At 56.0% G+C, this 14,218-nt stretch carries 14 protein-coding genes; 12 read left to right on the top strand and 2 right to left on the bottom strand.

Features of this window, described 5'->3' with window-relative positions; genetic code table 11:
- Positions 1-8: 8 nt before the first annotated feature.
- Complete coding sequence (locus ACZRJQ_RS20885) at positions 9-620, top strand: transglycosylase SLT domain-containing protein (protein ID WP_463980199.1); 612 nt, start codon at positions 9-11, stop codon at positions 618-620.
- A gap of 100 nt (positions 621-720) precedes the next feature.
- Here the strand turns inward: ACZRJQ_RS20885 and rne are convergent, their stop codons facing one another.
- Complete coding sequence (gene rne / locus ACZRJQ_RS20880; RefSeq protein WP_463980198.1) at positions 721-3,960, bottom strand: ribonuclease E; 3,240 nt, start codon at positions 3,958-3,960, stop codon at positions 721-723.
- Positions 3,961-4,657: 697 nt separating this feature from the next.
- Here rne and rluC point away from each other — a divergent pair.
- Genes rluC through sppA form a run of 3 tightly spaced genes read left to right on the top strand, consistent with a single transcriptional unit; the run spans position 4,658 to position 7,276 of the window.
- The gene (gene rluC, locus ACZRJQ_RS20875; protein WP_463980197.1) at positions 4,658-5,614 is read left to right on the top strand and encodes a 23S rRNA pseudouridine(955/2504/2580) synthase RluC; all 957 of its coding nucleotides are present in this window, start codon (positions 4,658-4,660) and stop codon (positions 5,612-5,614) included.
- Positions 5,604-6,266 (top strand): HAD-IA family hydrolase, encoded by a 663-nt coding sequence (locus ACZRJQ_RS20870; RefSeq protein WP_463980196.1) that lies wholly within the window; start codon positions 5,604-5,606, stop codon positions 6,264-6,266. Before rluC ends, ACZRJQ_RS20870 begins: the two co-directional genes overlap by 11 nt.
- 20 nt (positions 6,267-6,286) lie before the next feature.
- On the top strand, positions 6,287-7,276 hold the full coding sequence (gene sppA, locus ACZRJQ_RS20865) for a signal peptide peptidase SppA (protein ID WP_463980195.1): 990 nt from the start codon (positions 6,287-6,289) through the stop codon (positions 7,274-7,276).
- Positions 7,277-7,366: 90 nt separating this feature from the next.
- Here the strand turns inward: sppA and ACZRJQ_RS20860 are convergent, their stop codons facing one another.
- Entirely contained in the window at positions 7,367-7,945 is a 579-nt protein-coding gene (locus tag ACZRJQ_RS20860; protein ID WP_463980194.1) for a Maf family protein, read from the bottom strand.
- A gap of 105 nt (positions 7,946-8,050) precedes the next feature.
- On the opposite strand from ACZRJQ_RS20860, the gene ACZRJQ_RS20855 reads away from it, so the two are divergent.
- From ACZRJQ_RS20855 to pabC, 8 genes are all read left to right on the top strand, one after another.
- A complete protein-coding gene (locus tag ACZRJQ_RS20855) occupies positions 8,051-8,578 on the top strand; it encodes a YceD family protein (RefSeq protein WP_463980193.1) in 528 nt (175 codons plus the stop codon).
- 13 nt (positions 8,579-8,591) lie between these two features.
- Complete coding sequence (gene rpmF / locus ACZRJQ_RS20850) at positions 8,592-8,774, top strand: 50S ribosomal protein L32 (protein ID WP_003442519.1); 183 nt, start codon at positions 8,592-8,594, stop codon at positions 8,772-8,774.
- Between the two features lie 4 nt (positions 8,775-8,778).
- Positions 8,779-9,789, top strand: coding sequence for a phosphate acyltransferase PlsX (plsX, locus tag ACZRJQ_RS20845; protein WP_463980192.1), 1,011 nt, complete (start codon positions 8,779-8,781; stop codon positions 9,787-9,789).
- Positions 9,790-9,915: 126 nt separating this feature from the next.
- Positions 9,916-10,854, top strand: a complete 939-nt coding sequence (fabD, locus tag ACZRJQ_RS20840; RefSeq protein ID WP_463980191.1) for an ACP S-malonyltransferase — start codon at positions 9,916-9,918, stop codon at positions 10,852-10,854.
- Between the two features lie 17 nt (positions 10,855-10,871).
- Complete coding sequence (fabG, locus tag ACZRJQ_RS20835) at positions 10,872-11,615, top strand: 3-oxoacyl-ACP reductase FabG (RefSeq protein WP_463980190.1); 744 nt, start codon at positions 10,872-10,874, stop codon at positions 11,613-11,615.
- Positions 11,616-11,806: 191 nt separating this feature from the next.
- The gene (acpP, locus tag ACZRJQ_RS20830) at positions 11,807-12,043 is read left to right on the top strand and encodes an acyl carrier protein (RefSeq protein ID WP_007987170.1); all 237 of its coding nucleotides are present in this window, start codon (positions 11,807-11,809) and stop codon (positions 12,041-12,043) included.
- A 111-nt stretch (positions 12,044-12,154) separates the two neighbouring features.
- Positions 12,155-13,399: a beta-ketoacyl-ACP synthase II gene (gene fabF, locus ACZRJQ_RS20825; protein ID WP_463980189.1), complete on the top strand. Its 1,245-nt coding sequence runs from the start codon at positions 12,155-12,157 to the stop codon at positions 13,397-13,399.
- Positions 13,399-14,217 (top strand): aminodeoxychorismate lyase, encoded by an 819-nt coding sequence (gene pabC / locus ACZRJQ_RS20820; protein ID WP_463980188.1) that lies wholly within the window; start codon positions 13,399-13,401, stop codon positions 14,215-14,217. The genes fabF and pabC overlap by 1 nt, the downstream gene beginning before the upstream one ends.
- The last annotated feature ends 1 nt before the right edge of the window (position 14,218 follow it).

Here is a 14,218-nt window from a genome sequence, read left to right as displayed (position 1 = left end):
GATCATCAATGAAGTACACGCCTGCATGGGCGCTGGCGCTCACCTTAGTAGCGCTGACAGGCTGCACTACGGCCCCGCCTCGGGACCAAAGTAATCTGTGCAATATTTATCGCCAGTACCCGCGTTGGTACGAAGACTCATTGGCAATGCAGAAGCAATGGGGCACGCCTGTTCAGGTGGCGATGGCAATCATGAAACAAGAAAGCAGCTTTGTGGCCGATGCGCTTCCGCCGCGCGCCTACTTGTTATGGGTGATTCCGTGGGGGCGAGTCAGTGACTCTTATGGGTATGCACAGGCACAGCCTCCAGCTTGGAACGACTACAAAAAAAGCACTGGCAACGGGGGTTCGCGTGACAATTTTGCGGACGCCATCATGTTTATCGGTTGGTACACCGCGGGCACTCAGCAGCAACTGGGCATCTCCAAGTGGGATGCCTACAGGCAGTATTTGGCTTATCACGAAGGGCGCGGTGGATACAGCCGCGGGACTTATCGAGCTAAACCTTGGTTGATGCAAGTAGCGCGCAAAGTGGATCAGCAGTCCAAAACTTATGGTGCACAGCTCAATCAGTGCCGCAGTGAGTTGGAGAAAAACCGAAGCTGGTTTCGGTTTTTTTGAGTGTTAACAGTCGGTTGTTCTGTTATCTCGTTTTAGTTCTAGCGCATAAAAAAAGCCCCGCCAGTTCATAACTGACGGGGCTTTTTAGTGGCCTTTGGAGTTAGGCGAGGGGTTTAGACTCGTGCTCTTCTTCCAAGGCTTTTGGGTTGTGCTCAACCACTTCTTCGACAGAACGCAGGTTCTCGTCGATCACAGGGGCTGCATGCTCAACGACTGCTTCGTTCGCTTGTGTCTGAGCGGCAGCTGCGGCAGCGGCAGCTTCACGTTTGCGGCGACGAACTTCGCGTGGGTCGTTAGGTGCGCGACCGTTGCTGGTCAGAGCGCTTGCGGCTGGCGCTGCAACCACTGCAACTTCAACCACTTCAGCTTGCACTGTTGTTTCAGCTGGAGCGGCTTGTTGTGCAGTCACAACCGGCTCGATCACAGCGTGTGCAACCACGACTTCAGCAATCACTGGGGCAACTTCAGCGGTGGCAGGCTCGGCAGTTGGCTCGCGTACAACACGGGCTTCTTTGGCAGGCTCTGAGCGTTTTTCGAACACAGGTGCTTCGGCGGCAGGTGCTTGTACAGCTGGCGCTTCCACAACAGGCTCAGGGGTTGCAACCACTGGCGCTTCGGCTTTTGGCGCGGCCTCAGCTACAGCCTGGGGCTCAGGCTGTACGTCTTGAGTTGGAGCGGATTCAACCTCAGGGGTTTTGACCACTTCAACTTCGACGGGTGCGGCAGCTTCAACAGTGAAGGTTTCAACGACAGTTGCTTCTACAGCGGGAGCTTCAGCGGCAGGTGTTTCAACAGCGACCGTTTCAACCTTTTGCGACTCGACCGCTACATCAGCTTCAGCCGCTTGCTGCGTTTTGGCTGTGGCGCGTTCGGCTTGCTGGTTGGCTTGGGCTTCAGCAGGTGCGCTGATGACCGAGCTGGCAACAGCTTCTGTTACTGCAAGACCGGCAGCCAACTCTTGGGCAGTTGCAGGCGTGGCTTCTTCGCTGTTTTCTTCGCTGCCTTCAATCACGTTGCCATTGGCATCGCGCTGACGCTCACGACGATTGCTGCGACGACGCTGACCGCGTGAACGACGACGTGGACGATCGCCTTCGGCGTTGTCTTGAGTGTCGTCTTGCAGTTGCTCGGCGTTGGACAGAGCTTCTTCGTCTTCAGCTGCTGGCGCTACAGCCTGTTCGGCGCGTGGTGCGCGTTCTTCGCGTGGAGCACGAGGTTGGCGTTCTTCGCGAGGTGGGCGGGCAGGGCGCTCGCTTTCAGTCGCAACGACTGCGGCTGCAACTGGGGTTGCATCCAGAGGCTCGCGCAGTTCGCGTACGCGTTCTTCACCGCGTGGTTTGCGCTCTTCGCGTGGGGCGCGAGGAGTGCGCTCTTCGCGAGGCGGGCGCGGTGCGCGTTCTTCACGGGCAACAACCGGTGTTTCTTCGCGTGGCTCACGGGCTTCGCGCGGCGCGCGTTCTTCACGTGGTGCACGTTCTTCACGAGGCTTGCGCTCTTCGTCGCGACGGCCATTGCGGTTGCGGCTTTGTTGGCGACCGTTGCGGCGTTCTTCGCTGCGGGCCGGACGCTCGGTAGCGGCTGGTTTTTCAACCACGGCTGGAGCGGCAGGCTCTTCTTTGGTGGCAAACAGGCTAACCAGCGACTTCACCAGGCCTTTGAACAGACTAGGTTCGGCAATGGTTGCAGCTGGAGCAGGTGTTGGCGCAGTTGCCGTGGCTTCGGTTGGAACCGGAGCCGAAGTGCGTGCCGGTGCTGTTTTAACAGCAGCTTCCTGACGAACCAATGTGCGGGTCGCGGCGGCGGGTTGGACTTCTTCCACTTCGGCAGCAGCGGCAGCAATTTCGTAGCTGGACTGGTTGGTGTGGGCTTCCGGGCTGTCGTCACGCAGACGCTGAACTTCGAAGTGCGGCGTTTCGAGGTGATCGTTCGGCAGAATGACAATGCGTGCACGGGTGCGCAGTTCGATCTTGGTGATCGAGTTGCGTTTTTCGTTGAGCAAGAAGGCTGCAACCGGGATTGGCACCTGGGCGCGTACTTCGGCAGTACGGTCTTTCAGGGCTTCTTCTTCGATCAGTCGCAGAATGGCCAGCGAAAGCGACTCAACATCACGGATGATGCCGGTGCCATTGCAGCGCGGGCAAACGATGCCGCTGCTTTCGCCAAGCGATGGACGCAGGCGCTGACGGGACATTTCTAGCAAGCCAAAGCGCGAGATGCGACCAACCTGTACGCGAGCACGATCTGCTTCCAGGCATTCGCGGACTTTTTCTTCCACGGCGCGCTGGTTTTTCGCGGGGGTCATGTCGATGAAGTCGATGACGATCAGGCCGCCGATGTCGCGCAGGCGCAACTGACGGGCGATTTCTTCAGCCGCTTCAAGGTTGGTTTGCAGAGCGGTTTCTTCGATATCGCTGCCTTTGGTGGCGCGTGCCGAGTTGATGTCGATGGACACCAGAGCTTCGGTTGGGTCGATAACGATGGAGCCGCCGGAGGGCAGTTCAACGACGCGCTGGAAGGCGGTCTCGATCTGGCTTTCGATCTGGAAACGATTAAACAGCGGAACGCTGTCTTCGTAGAGTTTGATTTTGCTGGCGTACTGCGGCATCACTTGGCGGATGAAGGTCAGGGCTTCGTCCTGTGCTTCAACGCTGTCGATCAGCACTTCGCCGATGTCTTGGCGCAGGTAGTCGCGGATAGCGCGGATGATTACGTTGCTTTCCTGATAAATCAGGAATGGAGCGGCGCGGTCCAGCGAGGCTTCTTTGATGGCGGTCCACAGTTGCAGTAGGTAGTCGAGGTCCCACTGCATTTCTTCGCTGCTGCGACCCAGGCCGGCAGTGCGTACGATCAAGCCCATGTCGGCAGGGGCGATCAGGCCGTTGAGTGCTTCGCGAAGTTCGTTGCGTTCTTCACCTTCAATGCGACGCGAAATACCGCCAGCACGTGGGTTGTTTGGCATCAATACGAGGTAGCGGCCAGCGAGGCTGATGAAGGTGGTCAGGGCTGCGCCCTTGTTGCCACGTTCTTCTTTCTCGACCTGCACGATAACTTCCTGGCCTTCGCTCAGGACGTCCTTGATGTTTACGCGGCCTTCTGGGGCTTTTTTGAAGTACTCGCGGGAGATTTCTTTGAGGGGCAGAAAGCCGTGGCGCTCAGAGCCGAAATCGACAAAGGCAGCCTCAAGGCTGGGTTCGATGCGAGTAATCCGGCCTTTATAAATGTTGGCCTTCTTCTGCTCGCGTGCACCTGACTCGATGTCCAGGTCGTAGAGGCGTTGGCCATCTACCAGTGCAACACGCAACTCTTCAGGTTGAGTCGCGTTAATCAGCATTCTTTTCATGTTGTACCGTCGGTTTCCGGGCTACCGGAAACGGCGTTCGGCACACACGACTTCTCATGGTCGGTGTCAGGTGCGTCAGGAGTAGTTGGCCACTCCAGTGTCCAGCGAGGTTCGACCAATGGGGGCGAAGTCGCGACTTACGCTTCCTGCTTGCTGTGGTGACTAAAGCACTCAGTCAGGAGGAGGAATCAACAGCGGCTGTGGACGAGATGAAGCGTCTTGATAAAGCCTATTGCTACACAGTCCGGCGGTTGTGCATCTCCACCCTACACGTATCCCTGATAATTCGGGTGCTGCCGCGCGCAGAATCCGCAGCGGGTTGGCATTTACCGTGTTCTCCAAAAGGGGAGTTCACGCATCATGGCTAATAAAGGCGGTGTTTCCGAAGCATTTGCTCGGATTACCCGTAGCTGACTGCACTTTGTGAACTGGCCGTGAATATCGGCGTAAAAGGCGAGTTTTCACTCTGCATTCCAGGCTCGCTTCAGGCCTCATGTCACCTGCGCTTGTTACAACTCCAAGTGTTCCGTATGTAGCAAAAGCCCCGTAGGACGGCCTCGCGTCCTCGTGAAGAGCGTTGGTCAGGGCCGGTGATTTACCGTTAATCCGCTGTCCAGGCCGCTTTTGGCGGCGTTCGCGACTATAGCAGCAATGATTAAGTGCTTCAATTCCATAAAAAATTGTTATCATCCGCGCCATGACGACGACTACCCCCCCGACCCCCAGCGTCCAGCTGCTTGAGGTCTCGCCGGAATATGCCGGCCAACGCATTGACAACTTTCTTCTTGCCCGGCTCAAGGGTGTGCCCAAGACCTTGATTTACCGCATTTTGCGTAAAGGCGAAGTGCGCGTGAACAAAGGGCGGATCAAGCCTGAGTACAAGCTGCAAGCAGGCGATATCGTGCGCGTGCCACCGGTTCGTGTGCCTGAGCGCGATGAGCCAGTGCCATTGGCTCAAGGTTTGTTGCAGCGGCTTGAGGCGGCCATTGTCTATGAAGACAAGGCGCTGATTGTGCTCAATAAGCCCGCGGGCATTGCTGTGCATGGCGGCAGTGGCCTCAATTACGGTGTGATCGAGGCCTTTCGTCAGTTGCGTCCGGACGCTAAAGAGCTGGAGCTGGTGCATCGTCTTGACCGCGACACCTCGGGCCTACTGATGATTGCTAAAAAGCGCAGCATGTTGCGGCATCTACATGAAGCGCTTCGCGGCGACGGTATCGATAAGCGCTACATGGCGTTGGTACGTGGCAATTGGGCGACCTCGATCAAGCAGGTGCGAGCGCCTTTGATGAAGAGCAATCTGCGTTCGGGTGAGCGCATGGTTGAGGTTAATGAGGAAGGCAAGGAGTCGGTCACTGTGTTCAAAGTGCTGCGTCGCTTCGGTGATTTTGCCACCTTGATCGAAGCCAAGCCGATCACTGGGCGTACTCACCAGATCCGTGTGCACACTTTGCATGCAGGCCACTGCATTGCTGGCGACACCAAATACGGCGATGAGGCGTTCTCTAAAGAAATCCGTGAATTGGGCGGCAAGCGTTTGTTCTTGCATGCCTACATGCTGACCGTTCCGCTGCCGGATGGTGGCGAAATGAAATTCCAGGCTCCGGTCGATGAAATGTGGGCCAAAACGGTGGAGCGGCTGAGTGCAGTCTGAGTACAAGCTGCTCATCTTTGATTGGGATGGCACGCTGGCTGACTCCATCGGTCGCATTGTCACTGCGATGCAGGTTGCGGCGCAGCGGGCGGGTCGTCCTGAGCGTGATGTTTCGTCAGTAAAAGGCATTATCGGTTTGGGGTTGCCTGAGGCGATTCTTACGCTTTATCCCGATATGAATGAAGCTCAGGTTGTTGCTTTTCGTCAGCACTACGCCGACATCTATATCGCGATGGATGCCGAGCCTTCGCCTCTGTTTGCAGGGGTTGTTGAGTCGCTTGAGGCTTTTCGTGCTGAGGGTTACCACCTGGCGGTTGCGACGGGTAAGGCGCGTCGAGGTCTGGATCGTGTTTTGCGGGCGCATGGCTGGGAAGACTATTTCGATATCACTCGGGCTGCTGACGAAACGGCCAGCAAGCCTGATCCGCTGATGCTTAATCAGATTTTGGCGCATTGTGATGTGCGGCCGGAGCAGGCTCTGATGGTGGGCGATGCCTCTTTTGATCTGCTGATGGCGCGTAATGCGGGCATTGATTCAGTTGCCGTGGGTTATGGTGCTCAATCGATGGAGCAACTGCTGGCGTTTGAGCCTAAATTGGCGGTTAACAGTTTTCCCGAGTTGCGTGCCTGGCTATCTGGGCGCGCCAATTAATGTTTTTGCTGGGGTGATACATGGTCGATCAATGGAAGGCACCTGCTGAAGCTGAGCCGGGCGTGGGTGATGACAAAAGCTGGAAGCTGCTGGAAAAAACCCTGCTGGCGGGCATTCAAGAGCAGCGTCGTGCGCGGCGCTGGGGGATTTTCTTCAAGCTGATCACGTTTGTACTGTTGGTGGCGATATTGCTCTCGTTCACTCCGTTGGTGGAGCTGGAGCGAAGCGCTACCAGTGGCTCCGGTTATTCCGCCTTGATTGATGTGCGCGGTGTAATTGCGGATAAAGAGCCTGCCAGTGCCGATAATCTGGTCACCAGTTTGCAGGCTGCCTTTGATGACCCCAAGGTCAAAGGTGTGGTGTTGCGTATCAATAGCCCGGGTGGCAGCCCTGTTCAATCAGGTTATGTCTACGATGAGATTCGTCGTTTGCGCGCGCTGCATCCTGATACCAAGGTCTATGCCGTGATTTCGGATCTAGGTGCTTCGGGTGCTTACTACATAGCCAGTGCGGCTGACCAAATTTATGCTGACAAGGCCAGTTTGGTCGGGTCGATCGGTGTGACGGCGGCAGGGTTTGGTTTTGTGGGTGCGATGGAGAAGCTGGGTATCCAGCGTCGCGCTTACACCTCGGGTGAGCACAAGGCCTTCCTTGATCCGTTTGAGCCTGAAAAACCGGATGAAACCAAGTTCTGGCAGGGCGTCTTGAATGTCACTCACGAGCAGTTCATCGCCAGCGTCAAGCAGGGGCGAGGTGATCGCTTGAAAGACAAAGACCACCCGGAGTTGTTCTCGGGGCTGGTTTGGACGGGGCAGCAAGCCTTGCCATTGGGTTTGATTGATGGGTTGGGTAATGCCAGCTCAGTTGCTCGTGATGTAATTGGCGAGAAGGAGCTGGTGGATTTCACCGTTCAAGAATCGCCTTTTGATCGTTTTTCGAAAAAACTCGGAGCTAGCGTGGCAGAGCAATTGGCGATGTGGATGGGGTTTCAAGGGCCAACCTTGCGTTAATGGTGCGCAGTGATAAAAAACCGACCTGAAAAGGTCGGTTTTTTTGTGCGTGTCAGATGTGGCTTGTGCCGTCTTCTGCACGTTATGCGCTTAAGGGATTGCAACTCCCTGCGCGAGCAGCATATCGACTAGACGGATCAGTGGCAGGCCGACCAGGCTGGTGGCGTCATCACCCTCGGTGCGCTGAAACAGGCTCACACCCAGTCCTTCGGCTTTAAAGCTGCCAGCGCAATCGTAGGGCTGTTCGGCGTGCAGGTAGCGCTCGATGTGTTCCGGGCTCAGTGTGCGCATATGCACGGTGAAGGGGATGCAGTCGCTCTGGTAGTGGCCGGTCTGGCTGTTGAGTAAGGTCAGGCCGGTAAAAAAAGTAACGCTGTTGCCGCTCGCGTTGAGTAATTGTTCGCGGGCGTTATTGAAAGTGTGAGGCTTGCCGATGATTTGGTGATTGAGCACGGCCACTTGGTCGGAGCCAATAATCAAGTGGGCGGGGTGGCTGGCGCTCAGTGCCTGGGCTTTTTCAAGGGACAGGCGCTTGACCAGCTCTGGGCCGGACTCGCCGGGGTGATGGCTTTCGTCGATGTCGGGCGAGCTGCAGGTAAAAGGCAGGCGTAAACGCGCCAGTAAATCGCGGCGATAAACCGAGCTTGAGGCAAGTAATAAAGGCAGCATGCGCGGCTCCTGAGGGTGAGTGGCGATTCTAGCGGCCGGGCGGGATGTCGCACAGGCACAATTTCCTTTGACAGGTGAGGGGGTCGTCCCTAGAATGCTGCGCCTATGTTGAATGACCCGATTCCACCTCACGTTGACCCGCGCAAATTAGCTGATCGTGGCACTACCCTTCAAGGTGAAGTGCTGCTAGCTGATTTGGAGAGACTCTGCGACCCGCTTTCCGACAATGTCGGTACGGTGCAGGCTAAATTTGTTTTTGAGCGCGACGAGCGAAGATCTGTGGTAATACACAGTTCCATCGACGTCGAGGTCAAGATGGTTTGCCAGCGTTGTCTTGAGCTGGTGACCCTGCCGATCCACAGCGAGTGCAGTTACGCTGTGGTGAAAGAGGGGGCAAACACCCAGTCGTTACCGAAAGGTTATGACGTGCTGGAACTGGGCGAAGATCCTTTGGATCTGCAGTCACTGATCGAGGAGGAGCTTTTGCTCGCCTTGCCCATTGTGCCTGCTCATCATCCGGAAGAATGCCAGCAGCCGGCGGGTCTCGATGAGCCCGATCCAGGCGAGGACGAGGTAACGCGGTCCAACCCGTTCAGTGTATTGGCGCAGTTAAAGCGTGACCCAAACGTTTAGGAGTTAATCAATTATGGCTGTTCAGCAGAACAAAAAATCCCGCTCTGCCCGTGACATGCGTCGTTCGCACGATGCTCTTTCGGCTAGCACGCTGTCTGTAGAAAAAACCACCGGTGAAATTCACCTGCGTCACCACGTATCGCCAGAAGGCGTATACCGTGGTCGTAAAGTGATCGACAAGGGCGCTGACGAGTAATCACTTGTCCGTTCAGGTCATCGCGATCGACGCAATGGGCGGGGACTTCGGTCCCCGCAGCATTGTTCAGGCTTGCATTGCTTGCTTGTCAGCTACGCCTTCGTTACATCTGACCCTTGTCGGTCAACCCTCCTTGCTTGAAGATTTGATTGCCAGCCATTCGGTTGTGGATCGCTCGCGTCTGACGATTACCCCTGCATCAGAAGTCATTGCCATGAATGAGCGGCCTGCGCACGCATTGCGCGGCAAACCCGACTCTTCCATGCGTGTGGCGCTTGAGATGTTGCGTGATGGCAAAGTTCAGGCGTGTGTCAGCTCTGGCAATACCGGTGCGCTCATGGCGTTGTCGCGGCATGTGCTTAAAACCTTGCCGGGCATTGATCGCCCTGCAATGGTTGCGGCTGTTCCGACTCAGGCGGGTTACTGTCAGTTGCTGGATTTGGGCGCGAATGTCGATTGCACGGCTGAGCAGTTGTTCCAGTTTGCAGTCATGGGGTCGGTAGCGGCGCAGGCGTTGGGTATTGCTCGTCCGCGAGTGGCTTTGCTCAATATTGGCACTGAAGACATTAAGGGTAATCAGCAGGTCAAGGAGGCTGCCGCTTTATTACAGGCAGCGTCGGGCTTGCATTACATCGGCTTTGTTGAAGGTGACGGGCTGTACCGGGGCGAAGCGGATGTAGTGGTGTGCGATGGTTTTGTGGGCAATATTTTGCTCAAGTCCAGCGAAGGACTGGCGACCATGATTTCCGGCAGAATCGAGGCGTTGTTCAAGCGCACGTTGTTCGGCCGCTGTGTGGGAATGCTGGCGTTGCCGCTGATGCGGCGATTGCAGGCCGACCTTGCGCCTGCGCGGCATAACGGCGCGAGCTTTTTAGGGTTGCAGGGTATTGTGATTAAAAGTCACGGTTCGGCAGGTGCTCAGGGCTTTCAAAGTGCGATAGAGCGTGCACTGATTGAAATCCATGAAGACCTGCCAAAGCGTTTGCATGGACGCCTTGAAGGGTTGTTGCCGTAGGCGTTTTGGCGGCCGAGTGCTTAAATGTGACCGCTCGGTCCAATCAGCCATCCAACTGTCAGTTTCTTGCGTCCGCCACGGCAGGACGTCAATTCTCCGACGACAAGATCATTAGGGGCTTGTTACATGTCTACATCCCTCGCATTCGTCTTTCCAGGACAAGGCTCGCAGTCCCTCGGCATGTTGGCCGAGCTGGGCGCGGCACATCCGCTGGTTTTGGAAACATTCAAAGAAGCTTCTGATGCTCTGGGTTACGACCTGTGGGCGCTGACCCAAGAAGGGCCGGCTGAAAAGTTGAATCAGACTGATATTACTCAGCCGGCTATTCTAACGGCCTCGATCGCCTTGTGGCGTCTGTGGCTGGCTGAAGGCGGCAAGCGCCCTGACTTTGTTGCGGGTCATAGTCTGGGTGAGTACAGCGCCTTGGTTGCTGCGCAGTGCTTGACGTTGGCTGAGGCGGTCAAGCTGGTTGAGCGCCGTGGTCAATTGATGCAAGAAGCTGTTCCGGCTGGGCAGGGCGCAATGGCGGCGATTCTAGGCCTAGAAGATGCTGATGTGCTGGCAGCCTGTGCTGACGCTGCTCAAGGCGAAGTCGTTAGCGCGGTGAACTTCAATTCGCCGGGTCAGGTTGTCATTGCAGGCGCCAAGGCCGCCGTTGAGCGTGCTATGGAGCTGTGCAAGGCAAAAGGCGCTAAGCGTGCATTGCAACTGTCAGTCAGCGTGCCGTCGCACTGCGAATTGATGCGCCCGGCGGCTGAGCGTTTTGCTGAGTCAATCGAAGCTATTGACTGGAAAATGCCTCAAATCGCACTGGTGCAAAACGTCAGTGCTTCTGTTGCCTCAGACCTTGAAACCCTTAAGCGCGACTTGCTTGAGCAACTGTATAAGCCTGTGCGCTGGGTTGAGTCGGTTCAATGCTTGGCAGCAAACGGCCCGGTTGAACTGGTTGAATGCGGCCCGGGCAAAGTGCTCGTTGGTATCAGCAAACGTTGCGCCGAAGGCGTGTCGACTCACAACTTGAACACCCCAGAAGCCTTTGAAGCCGCTCGATCGGCACTGGCCTGAATTTAGGAGAAGCCTGCATGAGCTTGCAAGGTAAAGTTGCACTGGTAACAGGCGCGAGCCGTGGCATTGGCCAGGCTATCGCGTTGGAGTTGGGTCGTATGGGCGCCGTTGTGATCGGCACAGCGACTTCAGCTTCTGGTGCTGAGCGTATTGCTGCCACCCTGAAAGAAAACGGTGTTCAGGGCACTGGCATGGAACTTAATGTGACCAGTGATGAATCTGTTGCCTCAGTATTGGCAGCTATTCAGGCGCAGTTCGGTGCGCCAGCAATTTTGGTCAATAATGCTGGCATCACCCGCGATAACCTCATGATGCGCATGAAAGATGACGAATGGCATGATGTTGTCGATACCAACTTGAACAGTCTGTTCCGCCTGTCCAAGGGCGTATTGCGTGGCATGACCAAGGCGCGTTGGGGACGAATTATCAGTATTGGCTCTGTTGTGGGTGCCATGGGCAACGCAGGCCAAGTAAACTATGCCGCAGCCAAGGCAGGCCTTGAAGGTTTTAGCCGTGCATTGGCACGTGAAGTGGGCTCGCGCTCAATCACTGTCAACTCTGTAGCGCCTGGGTTCATCGACACTGATATGACCCGTGAGCTGCCAGAAGCACAGCGTGAAGCCTTGCTGACACAAATTCCGCTGGGTCGTTTGGGGCAGGCACAAGAGATCGCAAACGTGGTCGCTTTCTTGGCTTCAGACGGTGCAGCCTACGTTACTGGGGCTACAATCCCGGTCAACGGCGGGATGTACATGAGTTAAATGTGACGGATTGCTTCAAAAAAATGTCATACGAGCTGTCTAAAATCCGTTATAAAGCTGCAATCTATTTATAGGTAGCCGGTTATTGAGGGGTGAGTGCAAAGCTTTCAGTTGAAAAGCTGAAAAGTCTTTCGATACACTTGCCCACTGGCCAGCTGCCTGAATTTGTCCATTAGGAGTGAAAACAAGGTATGAGCACCATCGAAGAACGCGTCAAGAAAATCGTTGCCGAGCAACTGGGCGTTAAAGAAGAAGAAGTTGTTAACACTGCTTCCTTCGTTGAAGACCTGGGTGCCGACTCCCTTGACACCGTTGAGCTTGTGATGGCTCTGGAAGAGGAATTCGAGACTGAAATTCCTGACGAAGAAGCTGAAAAGATCACTACTGTACAAGCAGCTATCGATTACGTTACTGCCCACCAGGCGTAATAGTTTGTAATCGTTGCTCGCTGTCATGGAAAAACCGCACTGCCGCTATGGCGTGCGGTTTTTTCTTTAGGTGTGATGCAAAGTGTCGTCAATAGAATAAAGGAGAGTGCTGTGTCGCGTAGACGCGTCGTAGTCACCGGTATGGGGATGTTGTCGCCACTGGGTGCGGATGTACCAAGCACCTGGCAAGGCATTCTGGCAGGCCGAAGTGGCATTGGTCTGATCGAACACACGGATCTTTCTGCCTATTCCACCCGTTTTGGCGGCTCGGTACAGGGCTTTAACGTTGAGGATTACCTCTCCGTCAAAGAGGCCCGAAAACTTGACCTGTTTATTCAATACGGTTTGGCAGCTGGCTTTCAGGCAATGCGTAATGCCGGGCTGGAAGTGACTGATGCCAACCGTGAGCGCATTGGTGTGGCGATGGGGTCAGGTATTGGTGGTTTGACCAATATCGAAGAAACCAGCCGTACTTTGCACGAGCAAGGCCCGCGACGGATTTCTCCGTTCTTTGTGCCAGGTTCGATCATCAATATGATTTCCGGCTTTCTGTCTATCCACTTGGGTACGCAGGGGCCTAACTATGCCGTTTCGACAGCGTGTACCACGGGTACGCACTGCATCGGCATGGCTGCGCGCAACATCGCTTACGGCGAAGCCGATGTCATGATTGCCGGTGGTGCCGAAATGGCTGCCTGCGGTCTGGGCATGGGTGGCTTCGGTGCTTCGCGTGCGCTGTCGACTCGTAACGATGACCCGACACGGGCCAGTCGTCCGTGGGACAAAGGTCGTGATGGTTTTGTGCTGTCTGACGGAGCCGGTGCGCTAGTGCTTGAAGAGCTTGAGCACGCCAAGGCCCGCGGCGCGACCATTTATGCCGAACTGATTGGCTTTGGCATGAGTGGCGATGCGTATCACATGACCTCGCCTCCGGCTGACGGTGCAGGTGCGGCACGTTGTATCACCAATGCCTTGCGCGATGCCCAGTTGAACGTTGATCAAGTGCAATACATCAACGCTCATGGCACATCCACGCCAGCCGGTGACTTGGCTGAAGTCTCGGCAATCAAGTCGGTGTTTGGTGAGCATGCCTACAACTTGGCTGTCAGCTCGACCAAATCCATGACCGGTCATTTGTTGGGCGCGGCAGGTGCGGTTGAAGCGATTTTCAGCGTGTTGGCGATCAACAGCCAAATTGCCCCTCCAACCATCAACCTTGACGAGCCTGATGATGGCTGCGACCTGGACTTTGTTGCGCATACCGCGCGCGAAATGCCTATCGACGTGGTGTTGTCCAACTCCTTCGGGTTTGGTGGCACCAACGGTTCGCTGGTTTTCCGTCGGTTCGCCGACTGATGCAAAGCTGGGTCGACGGTCTGCCGGCGGACTCACTGTCATCGCTTAAAGACCGTGGGCTGGCCTATGGCGATGGTCTGTTTGAGACCATCGCTGTCAGGGCTGGCAAACCGCTATTGCTGGAGCTGCATTTGCAGCGCTTGGCAGACGGTTGTACCCGGCTGGCGATTGCTGCGGATCAAGCCTTGATCCGCAGCGAAATGCTGGCGTATGCGCAAGCGATGGGGGAGGGTGTGCTCAAACTCATTCTGACCCGTGGCGATAGCCTGCGCGGTTATGGCGTTGCCCCCGAGGCTCAGCCTCGACGAATTCTTCAGGCCAGCCCGATGGCTGCCTACCCCCCGGCGTATGCGCAGCAAGGTGTTCAGTTATTTGACTGTGCAACACGCTTGGCTGAGCAACCACTATTGGCGGGGCTCAAGCACCTCAATCGACTTGAACAAGTGCTCGCGCGCAGCGAGTGGCAAGATCCGGCCTATGCCGAGGGCTTGATGCGCGACACGTCAGGCCGAATTATCGAAGGTGTGTTCAGTAATCTGTTTTTGGTGCGAAACGGGAGTTTGATCACTGCCGACTTGCACCGTTGTGGCGTGGCCGGGGTGATGCGTGCTGCGCTATTGGCTGAGGCCGAGCGCCTTGCTATCCCCTGTACTGTCTCTGACATCAGCCTGGTGCAATTGCAGCAGGCCGATGAAGTCTTCCTCTGTAACAGCGTGTATGGCATTTGGCCTGTGCGCGCATATGCAGAGCTGAGTTGGCCGGTGGGGCCACTCACCCGTAAACTGCAAGGCATTGCCCGCACCCTATTGGATGTTTGAT

It is taken from the genome of Pseudomonas sp. E315 (assembly GCF_055406205.1).
The sequence above is the reverse complement of the archived record's forward strand: the minus strand, read 5'-3'. Positions and strand labels throughout refer to the sequence as shown.

Excerpts from the sequence above, each read along its gene's own strand:
- ACZRJQ_RS20855 (WP_463980193.1), top strand. The coding sequence starts at position 8,051 with ATGTTGAATGACCCGATTCCACCTCACGTTGACCCGCGCAAATTAGCT.
- pabC (WP_463980188.1), top strand. The coding sequence starts at position 13,399 with ATGCAAAGCTGGGTCGACGGTCTGCCGGCGGACTCACTGTCATCGCTT.
- sppA (WP_463980195.1), top strand. The coding sequence starts at position 6,287 with ATGGTCGATCAATGGAAGGCACCTGCTGAAGCTGAGCCGGGCGTGGGT.
- rpmF (WP_003442519.1), top strand. The coding sequence starts at position 8,592 with ATGGCTGTTCAGCAGAACAAAAAATCCCGCTCTGCCCGTGACATGCGT.
- ACZRJQ_RS20860 (WP_463980194.1), bottom strand. The coding sequence starts at position 7,945 with ATGCTGCCTTTATTACTTGCCTCAAGCTCGGTTTATCGCCGCGATTTA.
- fabD (WP_463980191.1), top strand. The coding sequence starts at position 9,916 with ATGTCTACATCCCTCGCATTCGTCTTTCCAGGACAAGGCTCGCAGTCC.
- acpP (WP_007987170.1), top strand. The coding sequence starts at position 11,807 with ATGAGCACCATCGAAGAACGCGTCAAGAAAATCGTTGCCGAGCAACTG.
- rluC (WP_463980197.1), top strand. The coding sequence starts at position 4,658 with ATGACGACGACTACCCCCCCGACCCCCAGCGTCCAGCTGCTTGAGGTC.
- fabG (WP_463980190.1), top strand. The coding sequence starts at position 10,872 with ATGAGCTTGCAAGGTAAAGTTGCACTGGTAACAGGCGCGAGCCGTGGC.
- ACZRJQ_RS20885 (WP_463980199.1), top strand. The coding sequence starts at position 9 with ATGAAGTACACGCCTGCATGGGCGCTGGCGCTCACCTTAGTAGCGCTG.
- rne (WP_463980198.1), bottom strand. The coding sequence starts at position 3,960 with ATGAAAAGAATGCTGATTAACGCGACTCAACCTGAAGAGTTGCGTGTT.